The 19,371-nt window shown below is 34.3% G+C and carries 18 protein-coding genes and 1 pseudogene; 7 read left to right on the top strand and 12 right to left on the bottom strand.

Going from position 1 to position 19,371, the window contains the following annotated elements; translation table 11 throughout:
• Positions 1-447 precede the first annotated feature (447 nt).
• Entirely contained in the window at positions 448-699 is a 252-nt protein-coding gene (locus tag ACEN2I_RS18680; RefSeq protein WP_441767609.1) for a type II toxin-antitoxin system ParD family antitoxin, read from the top strand.
• Complete coding sequence (locus ACEN2I_RS18675) at positions 692-985, top strand: type II toxin-antitoxin system RelE/ParE family toxin (RefSeq protein ID WP_441767608.1); 294 nt, start codon at positions 692-694, stop codon at positions 983-985. The genes ACEN2I_RS18680 and ACEN2I_RS18675 overlap by 8 nt, the downstream gene beginning before the upstream one ends.
• 161 nt (positions 986-1,146) lie before the next feature.
• Here ACEN2I_RS18675 and ACEN2I_RS18670 read toward each other — a convergent pair whose 3' ends face one another.
• From ACEN2I_RS18670 to ACEN2I_RS18635, 8 genes are all read right to left on the bottom strand, one after another.
• Positions 1,147-2,442, bottom strand: a complete 1,296-nt coding sequence (locus ACEN2I_RS18670; RefSeq protein ID WP_441767611.1) for a cryptochrome/photolyase family protein — start codon at positions 2,440-2,442, stop codon at positions 1,147-1,149.
• On the bottom strand, positions 2,439-2,906 hold the full coding sequence (locus ACEN2I_RS18665) for an SRPBCC family protein (RefSeq protein WP_441767607.1): 468 nt from the start codon (positions 2,904-2,906) through the stop codon (positions 2,439-2,441). Before ACEN2I_RS18665 ends, ACEN2I_RS18670 begins: the two co-directional genes overlap by 4 nt.
• 175 nt (positions 2,907-3,081) lie before the next feature.
• Positions 3,082-3,522 carry a sterol desaturase family protein gene (locus tag ACEN2I_RS18660; protein WP_441767606.1) on the bottom strand — a complete coding sequence of 147 codons (441 nt, stop codon included), beginning with the start codon at positions 3,520-3,522 and terminating at the stop codon, positions 3,082-3,084.
• A 25-nt stretch (positions 3,523-3,547) separates the two neighbouring features.
• Positions 3,548-4,387, bottom strand: a complete 840-nt coding sequence (locus tag ACEN2I_RS18655) for a phytoene/squalene synthase family protein (RefSeq protein WP_441767605.1) — start codon at positions 4,385-4,387, stop codon at positions 3,548-3,550.
• 3 nt (positions 4,388-4,390) lie between these two features.
• Entirely contained in the window at positions 4,391-5,857 is a 1,467-nt protein-coding gene (locus ACEN2I_RS18650; RefSeq protein ID WP_441767604.1) for a phytoene desaturase family protein, read from the bottom strand.
• 35 nt (positions 5,858-5,892) lie between these two features.
• Complete coding sequence (locus ACEN2I_RS18645) at positions 5,893-6,792, bottom strand: MerR family transcriptional regulator (RefSeq protein ID WP_441767603.1); 900 nt, start codon at positions 6,790-6,792, stop codon at positions 5,893-5,895.
• A 71-nt stretch (positions 6,793-6,863) separates the two neighbouring features.
• On the bottom strand, positions 6,864-7,826 hold the full coding sequence (locus ACEN2I_RS18640; protein ID WP_441767602.1) for an ion channel: 963 nt from the start codon (positions 7,824-7,826) through the stop codon (positions 6,864-6,866).
• A 123-nt stretch (positions 7,827-7,949) separates the two neighbouring features.
• The gene (locus ACEN2I_RS18635; protein ID WP_441767601.1) at positions 7,950-8,450 is read right to left on the bottom strand and encodes a tetratricopeptide repeat protein; all 501 of its coding nucleotides are present in this window, start codon (positions 8,448-8,450) and stop codon (positions 7,950-7,952) included.
• 324 nt (positions 8,451-8,774) lie between these two features.
• Here ACEN2I_RS18635 and ACEN2I_RS18630 point away from each other — a divergent pair, with 324 nt between their 5' ends.
• The 5 genes and pseudogenes from ACEN2I_RS18630 to ACEN2I_RS18610 all read left to right on the top strand — a co-directional run bounded on the left by ACEN2I_RS18630 (position 8,775) and on the right by ACEN2I_RS18610 (position 16,305).
• Positions 8,775-9,155 (top strand): hypothetical protein, encoded by a 381-nt coding sequence (locus ACEN2I_RS18630; protein ID WP_441767600.1) that lies wholly within the window; start codon positions 8,775-8,777, stop codon positions 9,153-9,155.
• Between the two features lie 174 nt (positions 9,156-9,329).
• Positions 9,330-10,412: an efflux RND transporter periplasmic adaptor subunit gene (locus ACEN2I_RS18625; RefSeq protein ID WP_441767599.1), complete on the top strand. Its 1,083-nt coding sequence runs from the start codon at positions 9,330-9,332 to the stop codon at positions 10,410-10,412.
• Positions 10,413-10,436: 24 nt separating this feature from the next.
• Positions 10,437-13,604 (top strand): efflux RND transporter permease subunit, encoded by a 3,168-nt coding sequence (locus ACEN2I_RS18620; protein WP_441767598.1) that lies wholly within the window; start codon positions 10,437-10,439, stop codon positions 13,602-13,604.
• Positions 13,597-15,036, top strand: coding sequence for a TolC family protein (locus tag ACEN2I_RS18615; protein ID WP_441767597.1), 1,440 nt, complete (start codon positions 13,597-13,599; stop codon positions 15,034-15,036). Before ACEN2I_RS18620 ends, ACEN2I_RS18615 begins: the two co-directional genes overlap by 8 nt.
• Positions 15,037-15,371: 335 nt before the next feature.
• Positions 15,372-16,305: pseudogene (locus ACEN2I_RS18610) on the top strand (IS982 family transposase).
• Positions 16,306-16,563: 258 nt separating this feature from the next.
• Here the strand turns inward: ACEN2I_RS18610 and ACEN2I_RS18605 are convergent.
• The 4 genes from ACEN2I_RS18605 to ACEN2I_RS18590 all read right to left on the bottom strand — a co-directional run bounded on the left by ACEN2I_RS18605 (position 16,564) and on the right by ACEN2I_RS18590 (position 19,368).
• On the bottom strand, positions 16,564-16,761 hold the full coding sequence (locus ACEN2I_RS18605; RefSeq protein ID WP_441767596.1) for a hypothetical protein: 198 nt from the start codon (positions 16,759-16,761) through the stop codon (positions 16,564-16,566).
• A 24-nt stretch (positions 16,762-16,785) separates the two neighbouring features.
• Positions 16,786-17,193 (bottom strand): hypothetical protein, encoded by a 408-nt coding sequence (locus ACEN2I_RS18600; protein WP_441767595.1) that lies wholly within the window; start codon positions 17,191-17,193, stop codon positions 16,786-16,788.
• Positions 17,194-17,250: 57 nt separating this feature from the next.
• A complete protein-coding gene (locus tag ACEN2I_RS18595) occupies positions 17,251-18,306 on the bottom strand; it encodes a type I restriction endonuclease (protein ID WP_441767594.1) in 1,056 nt (351 codons plus the stop codon).
• A 162-nt stretch (positions 18,307-18,468) separates the two neighbouring features.
• The gene (locus ACEN2I_RS18590) at positions 18,469-19,368 is read right to left on the bottom strand and encodes a hypothetical protein (RefSeq protein WP_441767593.1); all 900 of its coding nucleotides are present in this window, start codon (positions 19,366-19,368) and stop codon (positions 18,469-18,471) included.
• Positions 19,369-19,371 lie beyond the last annotated feature (3 nt).

The following is a 19,371-nucleotide window of genomic DNA, read 5'->3' as shown; positions in this document are numbered from 1 at the left end:
CCAATCTACAACTGTAATGGTAATAAAAGTTGGAACAGTACTATCAATAACTTTATATTTCTCAGACATTCTTTTTCTCCAAATATATAATTTATAAGAAAATTACGAAATAAAAAAGCAGAAGTATTTGTTTAAGAATACTTGTGTTTAGTAATCCGCGTTGCAAACGCTATGATTTGTTTTCATAATTTAAGTAGGTACTCGTTGCAAACGAGCACCAGAGTGAAAATTACGAAATAAAAAAGCAGAAGTATTTGTTTTAAGAATACCTGTGTTTAGTGATCCGCGTTGCAAACGCTATGATTTGTTTTCATAATTTAAGTAGGTACTCGCTGCAAACGAGCACCAGAGTGAGTGATTTAGTGCCAGAACGTTCTGTGAGATTCCAAAATAATATATAATAATTTGAAAAGTTACCATTTTTTGGTAACTTAGCTAAAAAAAAATATGGGACGAAATACTTCTATATCGCTCGGTAATCATTTCGAAAATTTTATCGAACACAGTGTAAATGATGGAAGATTCAATAATGCAAGTGAAGTTGTCAGAGCCGGTCTTCGTCTTTTAGAAGAAGAGGAAAATAAAATTGTAGCTTTAAGAAAAGCAATCCATGATGGAATAGAAAGCGGACGTGCTTTAGATTTTGATGCAAAAAAACACCTTGACGTTTTAAAAGCAAGAAAAAAATCAAATGGCTAAATATTATTTAACAAATAAAGCTGTTGATGACTTATCTGAAATTTGGGATTATACAATCGAAACTTGGTCTGAAATGCAAGCTGAAAAGTATTATGATTTACTTATAGCATCATGTGATGATTTAGCAAATAATCCAGAACTTGGGAGAAACTACGATATAGTAACGAAAGGAATATTAGGTTTTAAATCAGGTGAACATATTATCTTCTACTCAATTATATCAAAGAACGAAATAGAAATCGCAAGAATTCTTCATGGAATGATGGATTTAAAAAGTAAACTATAAGGATCCTCATAGGATAGTTGCTATAACGGATTTAGGCAATAGATTTAATGGGAAATTGGTTTTGCATTTGGAATGATTTGCTTCGCCTGTTCGCTATCGCTCGGTGTAAAATCCGAAAATAGGGCTTAATTTAGTCCCAAATCCGCTGTAGTGCCAGAACGTTACTTAATAATCCCCGCCTTATAAGTAGCAATCGCCCTATCTCTCGCAAAAGCATGATCAATCATGGGTTCATTATAACCCAAATCAAATTCAGGAATCCATTTGCGGATGTAGATTCCTTTTTCGTCGAATTTCTTCAGTTGAATTTCAGGATTAAAAACCCTGAAATACGGTGCGGCATCACAGCCTGTTCCGGCAGCCCATTGCCAGTTTCCTACGTTGGAAGCTAATTCAAAATCTAATAATTTCTCTGCAAAATACGCTTCGCCCCATTGCCAGTTAATGAGTAAATGCTTGCATAAAAAACTGGCTACTACCATACGTACACGGTTGTGCATGTAACCGGTTTCATTGAGTTGCCGCATTCCTGCATCGACCATCGGATATCCGGTAGTTCCGGAACACCAGCGTCTGAAATCATCTTCATTATTGCGCCATTGGATTCCATCATAAGCCGGCTTGAAATTATGATTGACACATTTCGGAAAGCTAAACAGAATTTGAATGAAAAATTCTCTCCAGATCAGTTCGCTTAAAAAAGTCTGATTTTTACGATTCGCCCAGTTCACCAATTTTCGGATACTTACTGTTCCAAAACGCAAATGCGGAGACAAATAAGAAGTGCCATCCAAAGCAGGAAAATCACGGATTTCCTTATAATTCCCAATCTGCGTTAAGTTATGAGGAAGTACTTTTATAGAACTTCTTTCAAAACCAATTTTGGACAATTCAGGAAATGGAAATTGTGTTTTTGCAAAATTGTTTAAGTATGGTTTTGTATCATATTCGGGAGCTTGCCCTGAAAGATGATACTTCTCCAGCCATTTGTTTTTGTAGGGCGTGTAAATCGTGTACGGAAGTCCGTCTGCTTTTGTTATTTCTTTTTCTTCAAAAATCACATGATCTTTGAAAGAAAACGATTCGATATTATTTTGCTTTAATACTTTACCAATTGCCAGATCACGTTTGATGGCATACGGTTCGTAATCTTTATTAAAAAAAACATTTTGAATGTCGAATTCGGCAATAAGCGAATTCCATACATCAAATGTTTTTCCTTTTTTGATTAAAAGTGCCGAATCGATTGTTTGAAGTTCCTGGTTTATTTTTTCAAGTGAATCATAAATAAAATTGACTCTGGCATCCTCTTCAGGAAGATTGTCCAAGATTTCATTATCAAAGATAAAAAGAGGAATCACAGGGAAATCAGATTGCAAGGCATGAAACAAACCTGTATTATCTTCTAAACGCAAATCACGTCGAAACCAGAAAAAGGAAACTTTTTGCTTCATTATACTTTTGAATTGAATAATTCCTCGATTTTGGTACGGCGAAAATCAAAAATGCCATTAATCTTTTTATTTACAACTAACGTATTCATGATTCGTCCCAGAAATCCAAAAGGAATGGCGTAATGTACAATGTCTGTCATTTTTGTGCCGCCATTTTCTGCCGGTTCAAAAAAGTGTTTGTGATGCCATAAAGCGTAAGGACCAAAACGCTGTTCGTCTATGAAATATTGGTTTTCCAGAGAAACAGTAATGATTGTTACCCAATTCATTTTAATTCCGAACAAAGGTTTTAATGTGTAGGTTATAATTTGTCCCGGATACATGCGCTTGCCATCAAAATCCTGAATTTTGAAGCTCATGTTGTCAGGAGTTATCGTTTGAAGGTTTTTTGGGCTAGAAAAAAAGTCCCAGCATTCTTCAATAGTGGCGTTAAGATGTTGAACCGTTTCTATTTTATATATTTTCATAGACTTGAGTTAGAGAAAGTTCTTGATTTACGAGTGCGTTAGGGGTTGCAGTGGAGCTCTTTTTGTGTCAGGCATTACTTTACCTTTTGTTGCCGTGCGTTTCTGCCTGATACAAAAAAGCGGGAACGTAAAACCCGACCGCGCTTTTTCTGCGGGGTAACGCCCAAATAATTCTTTACATTTTATAATATTTGAAAGGGACAAATAACATTCCGAAGCATTCTCCATGTTCTTTTCCGAGGTGCTTATGGTGAATTTTGTGTGCTTTTCGAAGACCGATTAAATATTTGTTTTTAGTGTTTTTGAACCATTTAAAACGCTGGTGGATCAATACATCGTGAATCAAAAAATAACAGATTCCGTATGTAGTGATGCCGCAAGCGACAAAAAACAGGTAGTTGAAACCGCCCTGAACGCCAAAATAAAACAACACAATGCTTGGAATGGCAAAAATGACAAAGAAAACATCGTTTCGCTCAAAAGTATGTTCGTATTTTGGCTGATGATGGTCTGCGTGAAAATACCACATCAATCCGTGCATAATGTACTTGTGCGTGAGCCAGGTAACACATTCCATGAACAGAAAAACACCTAAAAAGATTAAAAAAGAAATCATTTTGTATTATTTTTTGAAATAAATTTTAGACTAATTTTAGTTTGTAAGTAACAAAAGATTGTGCTAAAAGTCCAGCCTTGGTATAATTTGAAACCCGGATTCTTGCATTTCCAATTTCTGAGCAGGGTGTGCTTTTTAGTTTTTTCAACAGTTTTTTGTAATAGATAAAAGCTGTGTAAACACCAAATTTCGCTTCCATAGGCAGTTTTACGATTCCCTGATACGCCACTTTGAAATCTTCTTCGATTTCGTTAATGATGGCTGTTTTTGCATTTTCATCGAATGAATTCAAATTGACGCCCGGGAAATAATTTCGGTTTAAAACCAAATTATCGTCTTTTAAATCCCGCAGGAAATTCACTTTCTGAAAAGCCGAACCTAAACGCATTGCTTCATTTTTCAACTGCTCATACTTTTGATTGTTTCCTTTTACAAAAACCTTCAGGCACATTAGGCCAACCACATCTGCAGAGCCGTAAATGTAATCTTCGTATTCAGTCTGTGTGTTGTAAGTTGATTTTATGAGGTCTAATTTCATGCTTCTTAAAAATGCCTGAACTAAGTCGTCTGTGATATTGTATTGTTTGACAGTATGCTGAAACGAGTTTAAAATAGGGTTAAGGCTGATTCCTAATTGCATGGACTTATAATATTCTTTTTCGAAATCATCAATAAGATACTCCTTTTCGTAATCGTGAAACGAATCTACAATTTCGTCAGCAAAACGCACAAATCCGTAAATGCTGTAAATAGCATCGCGAATGCTTGGCGACAACATTTTTACTGCCAGCGAAAATGAGGTACTGTAGTTTTGCGTAATTAATTTACTGCATTTAAAAGAAACGGCGTCGAATAGTGATTTCATTTTTTAAGATCTAAGTGATTTTTGAATTAACTCAGCAACCAATTTTCCTGAAATTAAAGCAGGCGGAACCCCTGGGCCAGGAACAGTTAATTGTCCTGTAAAATATAAATTACGGACTTTTTTGCTTTTTAGTTTTGGCCTTAAAAAAGCAGTTTGTAATAAGGTATTCGCCATTCCGTAAGCATTTCCTTTGTAAGCATTGTAATCTGTTACAAAATCATTTTTACAGAAAGATCTCTTAAAGATAATATTATTTTTAATTTTTTGTTGTGTAAGCTGCTCAAAACGACTAATAATTTTTTCGAAATATTTTTCCCTAAGTACCTCACTGTCATGTATTCCGGGTGCTAGAGGAATTAAAAAGAAGCCAGTTTCCATGCCGTCAGGTGCAACGGTATCATCTGTTTTTGATGGGAAATTAGCATAAAATAGAGGAGATTCCGGCCATTTTGGATTGTCATAAATATCAGCTGCATGCTGGTTGAAATCGACATCAAAAAATAAGGCGTGATGGGTGATGTTTTCAATTTTTTTATCAAAACCCACAAAAAACAAAAGGGAAGAAGGTGCAAAAACGCGGCTCTCCCAGTATTTTTGAGAATACGCACGATGTTCTTTATCAAGTAAAGTTTCGGTATGGTGGTAATCGGCTCCGCTTAAAACAATATCAGATTGGATTGTTTTACTGTCAATTATAATTCCGGTTGCGGTTTTGTTTTCGACGATTATTTTTTCGATTGATGAATTCGTTTTGATGGTTACACCTAATTCCAAAGCCAGCTTTTCGATACCGCGAACGACATCAAACATTCCGGTTTTGGGATGCCAGGTTCCTAAACCAAAATCGGCATAATTCATGAAATTATAAAAAGACGGTGTTTTGGAAGGTTTTGCACCTAAAAATAAAACAGGGAATTCCAAAATCTGAATCAATCTTTCGTTTTTGAATCCTTTTCGGATATCAGAACTCACATTGCTTAGAAATTGATTGAGCTTTAAAACTGTTTTTGGTGTAATTAACTCTAAAGGAGAGACTCCGGGACGATATACCAAATCCTTTATGGCAATATCATAATTGCTTTTAGCGTGATCGATGAAAGTCTGGAGTTTTTGACCACTTCCTTTTTCAACATTTTCAAATGTAGATTTTATGGCTTCAAGATTGTCGTAAATATTGATGAAATCATCAGCTCCAAAATAAACCCGATAAGCCGGATTTAGTTTTATAAGCTCATAATAATCGGATTGTTTTTTATCGAAATCCTTAAAGAAACGTTCAAAAACATCGGGCATCCAGTACCAGCTTGGTCCCATATCAAAGGTAAAACCATTACTTTTAAACTGTCTTGCCCTGCCTCCAATGGAATCATTTTTTTCATAAATAGTTACTGTATGACCTTGCTTTGCCAGATAGCATGAGGCGGCTAAAGCAGAAAAGCCGGATCCTATTATGGAGATAGTTTTTTTCATTTGTTTAACAAATATACAAAAACTTTAAACAAAATTTATATTTTATAAATTGTTTCTTCCATAGAGTCAAAAATAAAGGTTCTTTCAGATACGTTTTTTCGATCAATATATTCAACCATCTTACCCAAAAGCCAAATTTCATTGGTTTTTAAGAGTAATTTTTGCTCCATTTTTTTTACATATTGATTGACAATGCTTCGGTCAGGCTGAACAGTCATAAAGCTGACAAAAGTAATTTTTTTGAAATATTTTGTAAGGTCTTCCAAATTTTCTATTGGCATGCTTTCGCCTAAATAAATGGTTTTATAACCTTGCAGTAAAATTTCATATTGAAGATACAGTAATCCTATCTGATGTATTTCATTCATTGGCAACGAGAGTACAAATACTTTATCTGTTTTGGTAGGTTTGAGGATTTGGAGACCTTCTGTATGAATTAATATTTTTTGCTTGATCAAGTGGGTCATGAAATGTTCATTGGCAGGACTTATTGTCTGTGATTGCCATAAAAGCCCTAATTCTTTTAACAAGGGAAGAAAGTGTTCTTTAAAAACTTCCTGAAATGATTTTTCAGAAATCAGCCAGTCAAAGGTGTTAAAAAAGATTTCCTGATCGAAATTCATCATAGACATCTTGAAAGAATTTATGGCGTAGTTCTGTGAATTTTTCATGGATATAATTTCACGAACCAACTGAGGAATTTTTTCTTCCGGAAAAGTGGCTATTTTTGATATTTTATAACCGTATTCATGTAACAAGGTGATATTTAGCAGTTTTTGTAAACTGGTTAAATTGTAAAGGCGAATATTGGTGTCGGTTCGCATGGGTTCAAGAACATTATATCTTTTCTCCCATATACGAATGGTGTGTGCTTTTATTCCGGATAGGTTTTCAAGATCTTTAATGCTGAAAACAGTCTTAATATTGTTTATCATTTTTTATAATTGGGTGAACAAAAGTAGAATAAAATTTGACATTACTCTTAAAATTTGCTTAAAATGATAGATTAGGAGAAACTTACTCTTTCAATATTGTTTAATAGATCCAAATGTAAAATTGTTTTGGAACCATCCTTGCTTCTGTTGTACATGGTTTTGAATTTAGCCCCATATATAATTTCATTAAAGGTATAAGAGGTTCTGGCAGCAACAGTATTACTGAACATATCATCAAATGTGGTGATAAAGACTAAAATTTCACCATGGATTTTGTTGAAATCTTCTTCGGTAAAATTATACAAAGGACTTTTTTCTGTAATGGGATGAACTAATGTCCAGCTTAATGAAAGTGCATTGATTCGGTCTAATTCTAATTCGAGACTGTAAAATTTATTAGTCATTTTGCCGTTTTCTTCTACTGTCATTCCAAGTGTTATTTTTGCTTTAGCATCTGTAAAATTGGTGTTTTTAAAAGGCACCAGCCGAATCATTAATGCTTTGTTTTCACCATAAGGAGCTATTAAGGCATGGTGCGAAAATTTTAGAAAAGCAGTGGGTTTACTGAATCTTCCAAAAAATAAACCGGTCGCAATTGCAAAACTCAAAAGCCCGATTAAAGCTTCGGCAGCTGAAAGTGCACTTGTTAAAAATCCTGTTGGACTGATATGTCCGTAGCCAACGGTTGTAAAAGTTTGAGCACTGAAGAAATAGGCTTGTCCAAATTGTGTCAATGCACTTTGAACTTGTGCAATTCCATCAAGATGTTCAATTCCTATTGCATAGTAAATAATCGCAAAAACAAAATTGATTGCAATATAAAATGTAAAAAGGATAAACATGAATTTCCAGTTGGGCATATCAATCATGGTATGATACCAACTGATTCTGCGTAATAGATGCATACCTCTTTTTTCTATATTCGGGGTTCCGTTTTTGTTTACAAAACGTCCTCCATAGCTGTTTGCATTAGTGCCAAAACCCGAATTCTTATCAGTTTGAGCATTATTATTTATTTTTCTTAAAAGAGCCATTTCCTTTTATTTTGAACAAAAGTAAGAATATCTTTTTTGGTTGATAATATGCTCTTTTAAATAAAAAAGCAATCTGTAAAATTTAAATTCTGCAGATTGCCTGTTATAATATCAGTTTGTTTTTTATTTACAAAAAGTAGCTCTGTTTTTAATAGCGCTCTGACTCCCTAATTCTATCGCTTTGGAAAAATCGTTACAGGCGTTTTTTTGATTACCTACTTTGTTATATGCCAAAGCCCTAAGATTAAAAGCAACATAATCTTTAGGATTTAAACCAATTGAAGAACTACAATCCTTTATAGCTTCTGGATAATTCATTAGCTTGTAATTGACATTGGCTCTGCCGGTAAAAGCATCAGCATTCATAGAATCTAAGTCGATTGTTTTGTTGAAATCAGCCAAGGCTCCTTGTAAATCGTTAAGCTTAAATTTGGCAACACCTCTGTTTTGATAAGCCTCTGCAAATTTTGAATTCAGGCGAATTGCTTTGTTGTAATCTGCAATTGCCCCTTTTGTGTTTCCGGCTTCAGCCTTTTTCATTGCTTTATCAAAATAAGCAGTTGCTGATTGTGACCAGCCTGAGCAGGTGGCCATAAAGAATAAAGTAAGTAATACGTGTTTCATAAAAACTAATTTGGGGTTAATTGGTATTCCTGAACGAATATAGAAATATTTCTTTTGTAAGAGAATTTCTTTTGCCCAAAAAAAAAGATGAAAAGAATAAATAAATCAGCATCCTACAGTTATTTAAATGAGAATCAAGTGTTAAAAAGCTGAAAAACATTTTTTTTAAACCAAAAAAGTCTTCTATTTTTTACAAATAAAATGGGAAAATTTAAGAGTTAGAATTTTAATGAGCCATAGAAAACGTTTTCGCTTGTTTTAGTTGTTAAACCTTCATTAAAATTTCTTTTTTTGTTTTGATACTTTCATTACTTTCGCACCCAAATGAGAAGATTAACTTTGTTTTTGATATTTTTGAATTTCCTTCTGCTTAGCGGAGGGCAATATCTTAATGCCGAAACACTGCAAAATTCAGCTCATAATTATGGGCACAAACACCGCGTAAAATATACTAATCAGGATCAGGGAAGCTCGATTATAGAGGAAGCTGACTTAGATTTAGATGACGAATATCTTGGTGATGATGCTCATGAAAATGATGTAGTAAATAAATTTTTTGCTGCAAATTACAGTCTGCTTGATAATTGGTATTTGACATTCTCAGATCAGATTATTGTAAATTATCACAGCCATTTTAAATTCTTCGTGCCATTTTGTGGCCATTCAAATCCTATTTACATTACGCAGCGCGTTTTAAGAATCTGATATTAATATACATCAGTCACCTGAGTTATGATCATTTCATATCTCTGTAGATGTATGTTTTTTTACTTCTTCATATGGGACAGTTCTGTTCTGACTATGGTTACTGATGCTTTTTACATCTAGAGGAATCTTTGTATTTCCAGCATTCAATCGCTTAATTTCCATACTTAAATCATGAAGAGAATTATTGTGTTCGCAGGCTTAATTGCCCTGATGTGCCTAACCAGTTGTACATCTAAAAAAGAAGAAAAAGAGGAAGAAGAAAAATTTACAGTGACCAATCCTGTAAAAATTGATACTTCGTTTACGAAAGAGTATGTTTCGCAGATTCGTTCTGTACGAAACATCGAGATCCGTGCCCAGGAAAAAGGGTTTCTGCAAAATATTTTTGTTGATGAAGGTCAGTTTGTAAAAAAAGGTCAGATTCTGTTTAAAATTATGCCAAACATGTATCAGGCAGAATTATTAAAAGCTCAGGCTGAACAAAAATCAGCAGAAATTGAGGTGCAAAATGCCAAATTACTTGCAGATAAAAATATCGTTTCTAAAAATGAATTAAGTGTAGCCCAGGCAAAATTGCAATCTGCAAAAGCCGAGGTTGCCTTAGCAAAACTTCATTTATCCTTTACCGAAATCAGAGCTCCATTTGACGGAACGATCGACAGAATTCCTTTAAAATTAGGAAGTCTTATCGACGAAGGTGAATTGTTGACCAGCCTTTCAGACAACAGCCAGATGTTTGCTTATTTCAACGTTTCTGAGCCAGAATATCTGCAATACGAAACCGATGTAAAAGACCGTGCAGAGACTAAAGTTAATTTGCTTTTGGCTAATGGAGAATCCTTTAAATACAAGGGAAATGTTGAAGTTATAGAAAGTGAATTTGATAATGAAACGGGTAATATTGCTTTTAGAGCAAGATTTGCTAATTCAGAAAAATTACTTAGAAATGGTGAAACCGGAAAAGTTCAAATGCTTGTTCCGTTGAAAAACGCTATTGTGATTCCACAAAAAGCAACTTACGAAATTCAGGATAAAAAATATGTTTTTGTGGTAGATAAAAACAATCATGTAACATCTAAAGAAATCACTATTACAGGAGAAATTCCGGATTTATATGTAGTGAGCAGCGGGCTTTCTGAAAATGATAAAATTTTATTGGAAGGTGTTCAGAAAGTAAAAGAAGATGATAAAATTAACTCCGAGTATATCGCTCCTCAAAAGGTGATCAATAATTTACGATTAAAAGCAGAATAGGTTTAATCATTAAAAAATAGATAGATGTTTAATAAATTTATACAAAGACCTGTACTGTCGATAGTAATATCGCTGATAATTGTCTTTTTAGGGGTCTTGTCGGTACTGAATTTACCTATTACCCAGTTTCCTTCGATATCCCCGCCGATGGTAAACGTTACAGTAGATTATCCCGGTTCTAATGGGGAGTTGATGATTAAGTCAGTTATTATTCCTTTAGAAAGAGCCTTGAATGGAGTTCCTGGAATGAAATATATGACATCTGATGCCGGAAATGATGGTGAAGGAAGTATCCAAATTGTATTTAGCTTAGGTACCGATCCAAACCAGGCTGCAATTAACGTTCAGAACCGTGTGGCTTCGGTTACTAATAAATTACCGCCATTGGTAATTAGAGAAGGAGTTAAGATTACGCGTGAAGTTCCGAGTATGTTGATGTATGTGAATCTTTATAGTACGGACAAGAATACCGACATGAAGTTCTTGTACAATTATGCGGATATCAATGTATTATCAGAATTGAAAAGGGTTAATGGTGTAGGTTCCGGAGATATTCTCGGAACACGTGAATATGCTATGCGTATTTGGTTAAAACCGGACCGAATGCTGGCGTATAAAATTTCTGCCGATGAGGTAATGGAAGCATTGTCAAGTCAGAGTTTGGAAGCTTCACCGGGTAAAACAGGTGAAAGTTCCGGTAAACGTTCTCAGGCGTTTGAATATGTATTAAAATATTCAGGACGCTTTACAACTAAGGAACAGTACGAGAATATCGTGGTAAGATCGAGCAGTAACGGAGAATTGCTGCGTTTAAAAGATATTGCTAAAGTAGAATTTGGAAGCTCGATGTATGATATTTATTCCAACTTAAATGGAAAACCATCTGCAGCCATTGTATTGAAGCAATCATTTGGCTCTAATGCAAATCAGGTTATTGAAGATGTAAAAGCGAAATTGGAGAAAATTAAGACCAAATTTCCAAAAGGAATGGATTATGAAATCTCGTATGACGTTTCTAAATTCCTGGATGCATCTATCGAAAAAGTAATTCACACTTTGATTGAAGCTTTTATTCTGGTAGGATTAGTGGTATTCCTTTTCTTAGGAGACTGGCGTTCTACGGTTATTCCGGCAATTGCTGTACCGGTGTCCCTGATCGGAACCTTTGTATTCATGACCTTCTTCGATATTTCATTGAACTTAATAACCTTGTTTGCGCTGGTTTTGGCTATTGGAGTCGTCGTCGATGATGCGATTGTGGTCATCGAAGCCGTTCATGCCAAGATGGAAGAAGAACATCTGTCGCCGTTTAAAGCAACTAAAAAAGCGATGCACGAAATTGCGGGGGCAATTATTGCGATTACGTTCTTAATGGCGGCAGTATTTATTCCGGTTGCATTTATGTCGGGTCCTGTAGGTGTTTTTTACAGACAGTTTTCGATTACAATGGCAACTGCAATTATCCTTTCAGGTATTGTGGCATTGACATTAACACCGGCACTTTGTGCGATGATGCTGAAAAATAATCATGGCAAACCGAAAAAGAAAACGCCTGTAAACCGATTTATTGATGGTTTCAACAACAAGTTTAATCTTGCTCAGGGCAAATACCAAAATGTATTAGGCAAAATTGTAAACAGAAGAGCGGTTACCATTATTGCACTTATTGGATTTTGTGCCGGAACATGGCTGATCAGCAGTACGGTTCCTTCCGGATTTATTCCGAATGAGGATCAGGGAATGTTTTACGCCATCATTCAGACACCTCCAGGTTCATCATTAGAAAGAACCAATAATATTGCTGAGCACTTGCAAAAAGAAGCCGAAAAAATAGATGGAGTAAAATCGGTTTCGTCACTGGCAGGTTATGAAATCCTGACTGAAGGTACAGGCGCTAATGCCGGAACCTGTCTAATCAACTTAAAAGACTGGAACGATCGTAAACAGTCCGTACAGGAGATTATGATTGAACTGGAAGAAAGATCGAAAGATATTCCGGGTGCCAATATCGAATTTTTCCAGCCGCCTGCAGTACCGGGATATGGAGCAGCAGGAGGATTCGAACTTCGTCTGTTGGATAAAACAGGTACCAGTGATTTCAAAAAATTGGAAGCTGTTAATAAAGAGTTTGTAGAAGAACTAAATAAACGTCCTGAATTGACAAACGTATTTAGTTTCTTTAGTGCGAGTTTCCCTCAGTATATGATGAAGGTTGACAACGATCTGGCACAGCAAAAAGGAGTTTCTATCGAAAATGCGATGAATACCTTGTCTACTCTTGTGGGAAGTAATTACGAAATCAGTTTTATTAAATACGGAATTAATTATAAAGTAATTGTTCAGGCTGCACCAGAATATCGTGCACAGCCCGATGACATTTTGAAACTGTATGTGAAGAATAACCGGGATGAAATGGTTCCTTATTCTGCTTTTATGAAATTAGAAAAAGTATATGGGCTTTCTGAGATTACCAGACATAATATGTATACGTCTACCGAAATTAGTGGTGGCCCAGCTCCGGGATATAGCTCCGGAACGGCAATTAAAGTAATTCAGGAAGTAGCAGCCAAAAAATTGCCAAGAGGATATGATATTGACTGGGCAGGTATTTCTGCCGATGAGGTGGCACAAGGCAATCAGGCCATTTGGGTGTTCCTGATTTGTTTGGGATTTGTGTATTTAGTTTTAGCGGCACAATATGAAAGTTTTATTCTGCCATTATCGGTAATTCTTTCGTTGCCGGCAGGTATTTTCGGAGCTTTCCTTTTATTGAAATTAACAGGACTGGAAAACAACATTTATGCACAGGTTGCCATGGTAATGCTTATTGGTTTACTAGGAAAAAATGCCGTGTTGATTGTAGAGTTTGCGATTCAGAGACATGCTGCAGGGAAATCAGTTCTGGAAGCTGCTATGGAAGGTTCAAAAGCACGTTTTAGACCTATTTTGATGACTTCGTTTGCATTTATTGCCGGATTATTACCATTAGCTTTTGCGACCGGACCAGGAAAAATTGGTAACAGAACCATTGGAACTGCTGCTGCCGGAGGTATGCTTATCGGAACCATTTGTGGTGTATTTGTAATTCCCGGATTGTATTACATCTTTGGAAGAATAGCCGAGAAATATAAACTGGTTAAACATGAAGAAGAGAATCCATTAACAGAAGAAATTGATAACAATCATGTATAAAATAAAATTATATCAGTACACTATTGCAGCAAGTATTTGTCTTGCTGCAGTAAGCTGTAAAGCTCCTGCTCCAGATGTTTCAAGTGAAAACAAGCCGGTTCCTGAAACTTTTGGTTATGCCAAAATTCAGGATACAACGAATACATCTATTGTAAAATGGAATGAGTTTTTTAAAGATCAAAATCTTGTTGATTTGATTGATGTAGCCCTGAAAAACAATCAGGAATTAAACATGACGCTGCAGGAAATCGAAATAGCAAAAAATGATATTAGAGTTCGCAAAGGCCTTTTATTACCAACTGTCGGAGTACGTGCCGGAGCTGGTGTAGAAAAAGTAGGAAGGTACACAAGCCAAGGAGCAGGTGATGCCACTACAGAGATCAAACCGGGTGTTGAAACGCCTGATCCGCTAGGAGATTTTACTATTGCAGCTTATGCAAACTGGGAAGTCGATATCTGGAAAAAACTGCGCAATTCTAAAAAAGCAGCCGTGAACAGATATCTGGCAACAGTGGAAGGGAAGAACTTTGTTGTGACCAATCTTATTGCCGAAATAGCCGATTCATATTATGAATTACTGGCTTTGGACACGCAGCTGGATATCGTTAAACAAACGATTACATTACAGTCAAACGCTTTGGAGATTGTGAAAATTCAAAAACAGGCTGCGAGAGCAACAGAATTGGGAGTTAAGAAATTTGAGGCTGAGGTTTTAACTTCAAGAAGTCTGGAGTTTGATATTTTACAGAAAATTAAAGAAAATGAGAATAAAATTAATTTCCTGTTAGGGCGTTATCCGCAGGAAATTAAAAGAACAAACAGTAATTTCCTGACCTTGTTGCCTGCTTCAGTTAGTGCAGGTATGCCTTCTCAATTGTTGATGAACCGTCCTGACGTTAAACAAGCCGAATTAGAATTGGTTGCTGCCAAATTAGATGTAAAAGTAGCCCGTGCCGAATTTTATCCGTCACTTGATATTTCTGCCGCTTTTGGCGTTCAGGCTTTCAAACCTTCTTATTTGTTTACATTCCCTGAATCTATTTTGTATTCTTTGGCCGGCGATCTTGCTGCGCCTTTAATTAACCGAAATGCCATTAAAGCAGAGTTTTCAAGTGCCAATGCAAGACAGCTTCAGGCTTTATATAATTATGATAAAACTATTTTAAATGCTTATTTAGAAGTATCGAATCAGCTTTCTAAAATCGATAATCTTCAAAAAAGTTATGATCTAAAATCGCAGCAAGTTGATGCCTTAAACACTTCAATTGATGTTTCTAATGATTTATTTAAATCAGCCAGAGTTGATTATTTTGAAGTTTTGATGACACAACGTGATGCCTTAGAATCGAAATTAGAATTGATAGATACCAAAAAAGAACAGCTGAATGCCGCAGTTCATGTTTACAGAGACTTAGGTGGAGGCTGGAAATAATTATTGTTAGGTTATTGATTGTAGATGAGAACCTCCCGGAAGTGAAATTTCGGGAGGTTTTTTGCATAAAAAAAGTTGCAACATAACTACTACAATTTTTTTTAGCTGGATTTGATCATCTTTGTGGACAGGCAAACCTACGCTAACGTTTGCGATACATACTACAAGTCAGAGCGATTAGGTTTGCAAATTTGCTATCGTTGATTTTGTTATAGATTAAAAAATTGTTCTTTTTAACCCGTTGGGTGTAATTATTTGTAGTAAAATAAACGGACTAGATATTGGTCAAGATACTGAAATTCAGTATCTTGAAGTCGCCAAACAAACCAATATCTATGTCAAATATAGTAAAAAATTATTTTAGAGTTTTAGAAGTTATAAGTTCTTTGAATTTTAAATTAGAACATAAATCTGATGTCGGCAGAAAGCAAAAAATGTCTGATTTAGAAGTAGTTGCATTGAGTCTAACGGCTGAATTTATGTCTATTGACAGTGAAAATTCTTTATTTAAAGTGATTAATAAGCAACAAATACCTAACTTAATTGAGCGAAGTCAGTTCAATAAAAGAAGACGGAAATTGTTTTTATTTTTAGAAGAAGTAAGAACAAAATTAGCCTTTCGTTTTTTAGAATTTGAAGATTATTTTATTGTGGACAGTATGCCGTTGGAGATTTGCAAATTTGCGCGTCATAGGAGAATTAAAATCTGTAAAAATGAATTTGAAACGGCTCCTTCAAAAGGTTTTTGTGCTTCTCAAAACAACTGGTTTTACGGATATAAATTGCACGGAGTTTGTTCTATAAATGGAATTTTCCATTCATTAGATATTACAAAAGCAGAAGTTCATGACGTTCATTTTTTGAAAAATATAAAACAACAAATGTCTGATTGTGTATTGCTTGGCGATAGAGGATACTTGTCTCAAAGCCTTCAATTAGATTTATTTCAAACGGTGAATATCAAATTAGAAACACCCAAAAGAGCTAATCAAAAAGATTATAAGCCACAATCATATATCTTTAGAAAATCAAGAACTGCGAAGCACATCACGAAAACCAAAATTTAAATAAAAAAGATGAGTAAAAAGAATTGAAACATTATTTTCACAACTATGCGACCAGTTCAGAATTAGAAATAATTATGCTAAAACTTTTGAAGGTTTTAAAACAAGAATTTTAGCAAAAATAACAGCACTAACATTGGTTCAATATATCAATAAATTCATATTTGATAGACCAATAAACAATATTAAAAATCAAACAATTTAATTACACCCAACGGGTTCTTTTTAATTAGTTTATAAATTAAAAATTTAAATTTATAATAACACTATTAACTGGAATTCTAACATTTATTCTAATTTCGAAAATAGATGGCTTTTTTTTTTGGGCAATTTCTTTCCGGTTTGTTCTGTGTAATAGGGATTGGAAGTGTGATAAAAAATATAAAACGAATAAAAAACTGTGATTAACAGTACATGTTTCAGCATTTCAAATGGTGCTCGTTTTCTAAGAGTAACTATAACATTAATCCTCCCATCCACAAAGTGTCAAACCGTATCCTTGCGCCTGAGAAACAGGTACTTTTGTTAATACATGTCGGCAGGCTGTTAAACCACGACAGTTTTCCTTATAATGATATTTTTTTGCACCGGTTGGTCCACAAATAAATACGTAGGTTGTCGCAGGTCGAAAAGAAGAGAAACAAATAAAGAGAAGGAGCAAGGTATATTTCATTTGGGAAGTTATTTATTTGACAATTAATTGATATTCATTTCCTTTTTTATCCGTCGCTTTTAGCTTTCCGTACGAAATCCATTCAGTGTTGATTTCAGTATCTGGAAGAGTATCACACATTAAAATTCCAGCTCCGTTTTTCCCCTCGACATTTATATTTCCAAAAACCGAATCACCTTTACTATTGATGCCTTTTACATCATAATTGTATTCATAATGTCCTGAATTTCCTGTTCTGTATTCGTATTGATAGGTTTTATCTACGTGATACGTTTTGGCTTCTTCGGGAGTAATTAGTTTTCGGTCATCTGCTGTGATTGCTTCTTTGTAAAAGGAATTGATTTGCGGAGGAGGAGCATCGGCTTTTTTACAGGAAAGAGCTGTAAATACGATTAATACGATTGAGTAGTTTTTTAGCATTAGCGTATTATTTAACTGATTAGAAATTAAATTATTTTTGATGTAAAAATGAATAGTTTATTCTGTTTCGTAAAGAGCAGCAGTTTCTAATAATTCCTTCTCAAATTGATAAATATCATCAATGGATGAAATTGGCGATTTGGTTTCACTTTTATTTTCGTTAAATAAGCTGATGTATTTTTTCCCTCCATTCAAATGCAATCTGCATAAAGGTTTACGATTGTTATCATCCAATAAAATTCCGAAATACGATTGCGTGTCACGATGAACAATTCGGTTAGTTGGCAGTTTTCGGCGTAAAATAGCTACTACGATACGGTACGCATCCAGTTCTTCTTCGGTCGTGATAATTTTATTGTCATCTTCGGCTATTACAGTTTCTTCGACTTGCTGTTTAATTGTTTCTTTGGTTAAAGCGGCATTTAACCGGTCATTAATTTTGTCATTGATATATTGACTTACCGATTTCTGAACCAAATCTTTAAACTCATCCACCACCTTTTCAGTAAGTCTGCCAGCATACACTTTATTTGCAAAAAGTTTAGTAAAATCATTCGAAGGGTTTTCTAATTCTGCATTGATTTGTTTTTTAATTTCTTTAATGTATTTTAAAGAACTGGCATTATTTACGATATTGTCTACATTGAAATTTGCTTTATGAAATTTCGCTATTTCGTTGATTGTATTTTCTTTGAGATTTGTGATGTCAAATTCTAAAAATGGTTTTTCGTCCATTTTATTCTGATTATCCAAATCAGTAAAAAACTGGTAATTAATGCCGTTTGTCAAAAGTGCAAATCGGGTTTTGGTAACATGAAAATAACGAAATAACTGTGAATTATGAATAGTCAGTTTTTCTTTCCAGCTTTTACATTCGACAATTATAATAGGTTCTCCATTTTGAAAAATGGCATAATCTACTTTTTCTCCTTTTTTCAGGCCAAGATCAGCGGTGAATTCAGGAACAACTTCAAGCGGATTAAACGCGTCATAACCGAGAACGTGTATAAATGGTAATACAAAAGCATGTTTGGTAGATTCTTCGGTTTCGATTTTGCTTTTTAGCTGATTAATTTTATCCGCTAATGATTTAAGTTGAATATTGATTTCCATCGGTTTTTAGTTTAAATTAATAATTCAAATGTAAATCCATTAAAAATCAGTATTTTATGGAAAACCGTAAAAGGAGATTTTTTAGAAGAATTTTTTTGACATCTTTTTAAACAGAAAAAGGAGGATATAAAGCTCCTCTTTTAAAACAGATAGGTTTTGTTTTTATTCTTTTTCTAAAATAAAATCGTTAATAATTTTATCCATGTTTGAAGGCAGATCAGTATTTTTAACTTGAAAATGTTTGATGTTCATTTCTGTTAGCCATTTGTTCCAATAGGCTTTTATAACCTTTTCTTCATAAGGGTTGTTTTTGGCAGGATTTATTCCAAGAATCAAAACCTCAAGATTCGATAAATCATTATCAATTCTTATAAAACCAAAATTCTCACTTTTAAATTTTTTCTGCCATTCGTTAGTGTTAAGTCCATTTTGTTTAATTAACTGCGGCGTTAAATAGTTTGATAGCGTACCGTTTTTGATTTGTGTCCCTTCATAAAACATATAACCGTCTGTTAAAATAACCAAGATATTTCTATATCCTTTATCAATGCATTGATCTTGTGCTTTATTGTCGAAAAAATTCCAAATATCAGATCCGATATAGTTATCATCTTTAATGGCCGAATCGTATAATTTTGCTGTTTTTAAAGCATAATTTCCGCTTATTGAATTTAACAAATTTTTTGAAGCATTATTTTTATCGACTTTAATTTTTAATTCATTTGCAATTGAATTAATTTCAGGATTTTCAGGTTCCGGATTAAAAAATAATTGCATTTTGTCATCAATCTGCCTAATTCTTTTTGATTTTAGATGTTTCGCAAATGCTTCTGAAACCGATTTAATATATCCTAAATCTCTTTGGTAAAATTCCATTGTTGGATTTGGATTCTTTTTGAGACTAATTCGATCTGATAAATCTACAAGGATACTAATATTGAGGTTTTCTGAAACAGAACTTTTAATAACGATTTTTTTCTCTTCATTTTTGTTGTCTTCCTTACATGAAAAAAACAAAATCAATACGAATGGTATTAATGCTTTTTGTAAAATAGTTTTCATTTC

It is taken from the genome of Flavobacterium sp. W22_SRS_FK3 (genome assembly GCF_052113665.1).
GTDB lineage: Bacteria > Bacteroidota > Bacteroidia > Flavobacteriales > Flavobacteriaceae > Flavobacterium.
The sequence above is the reverse complement of the archived record's forward strand: the minus strand, read 5'-3'. Positions and strand labels throughout refer to the sequence as shown.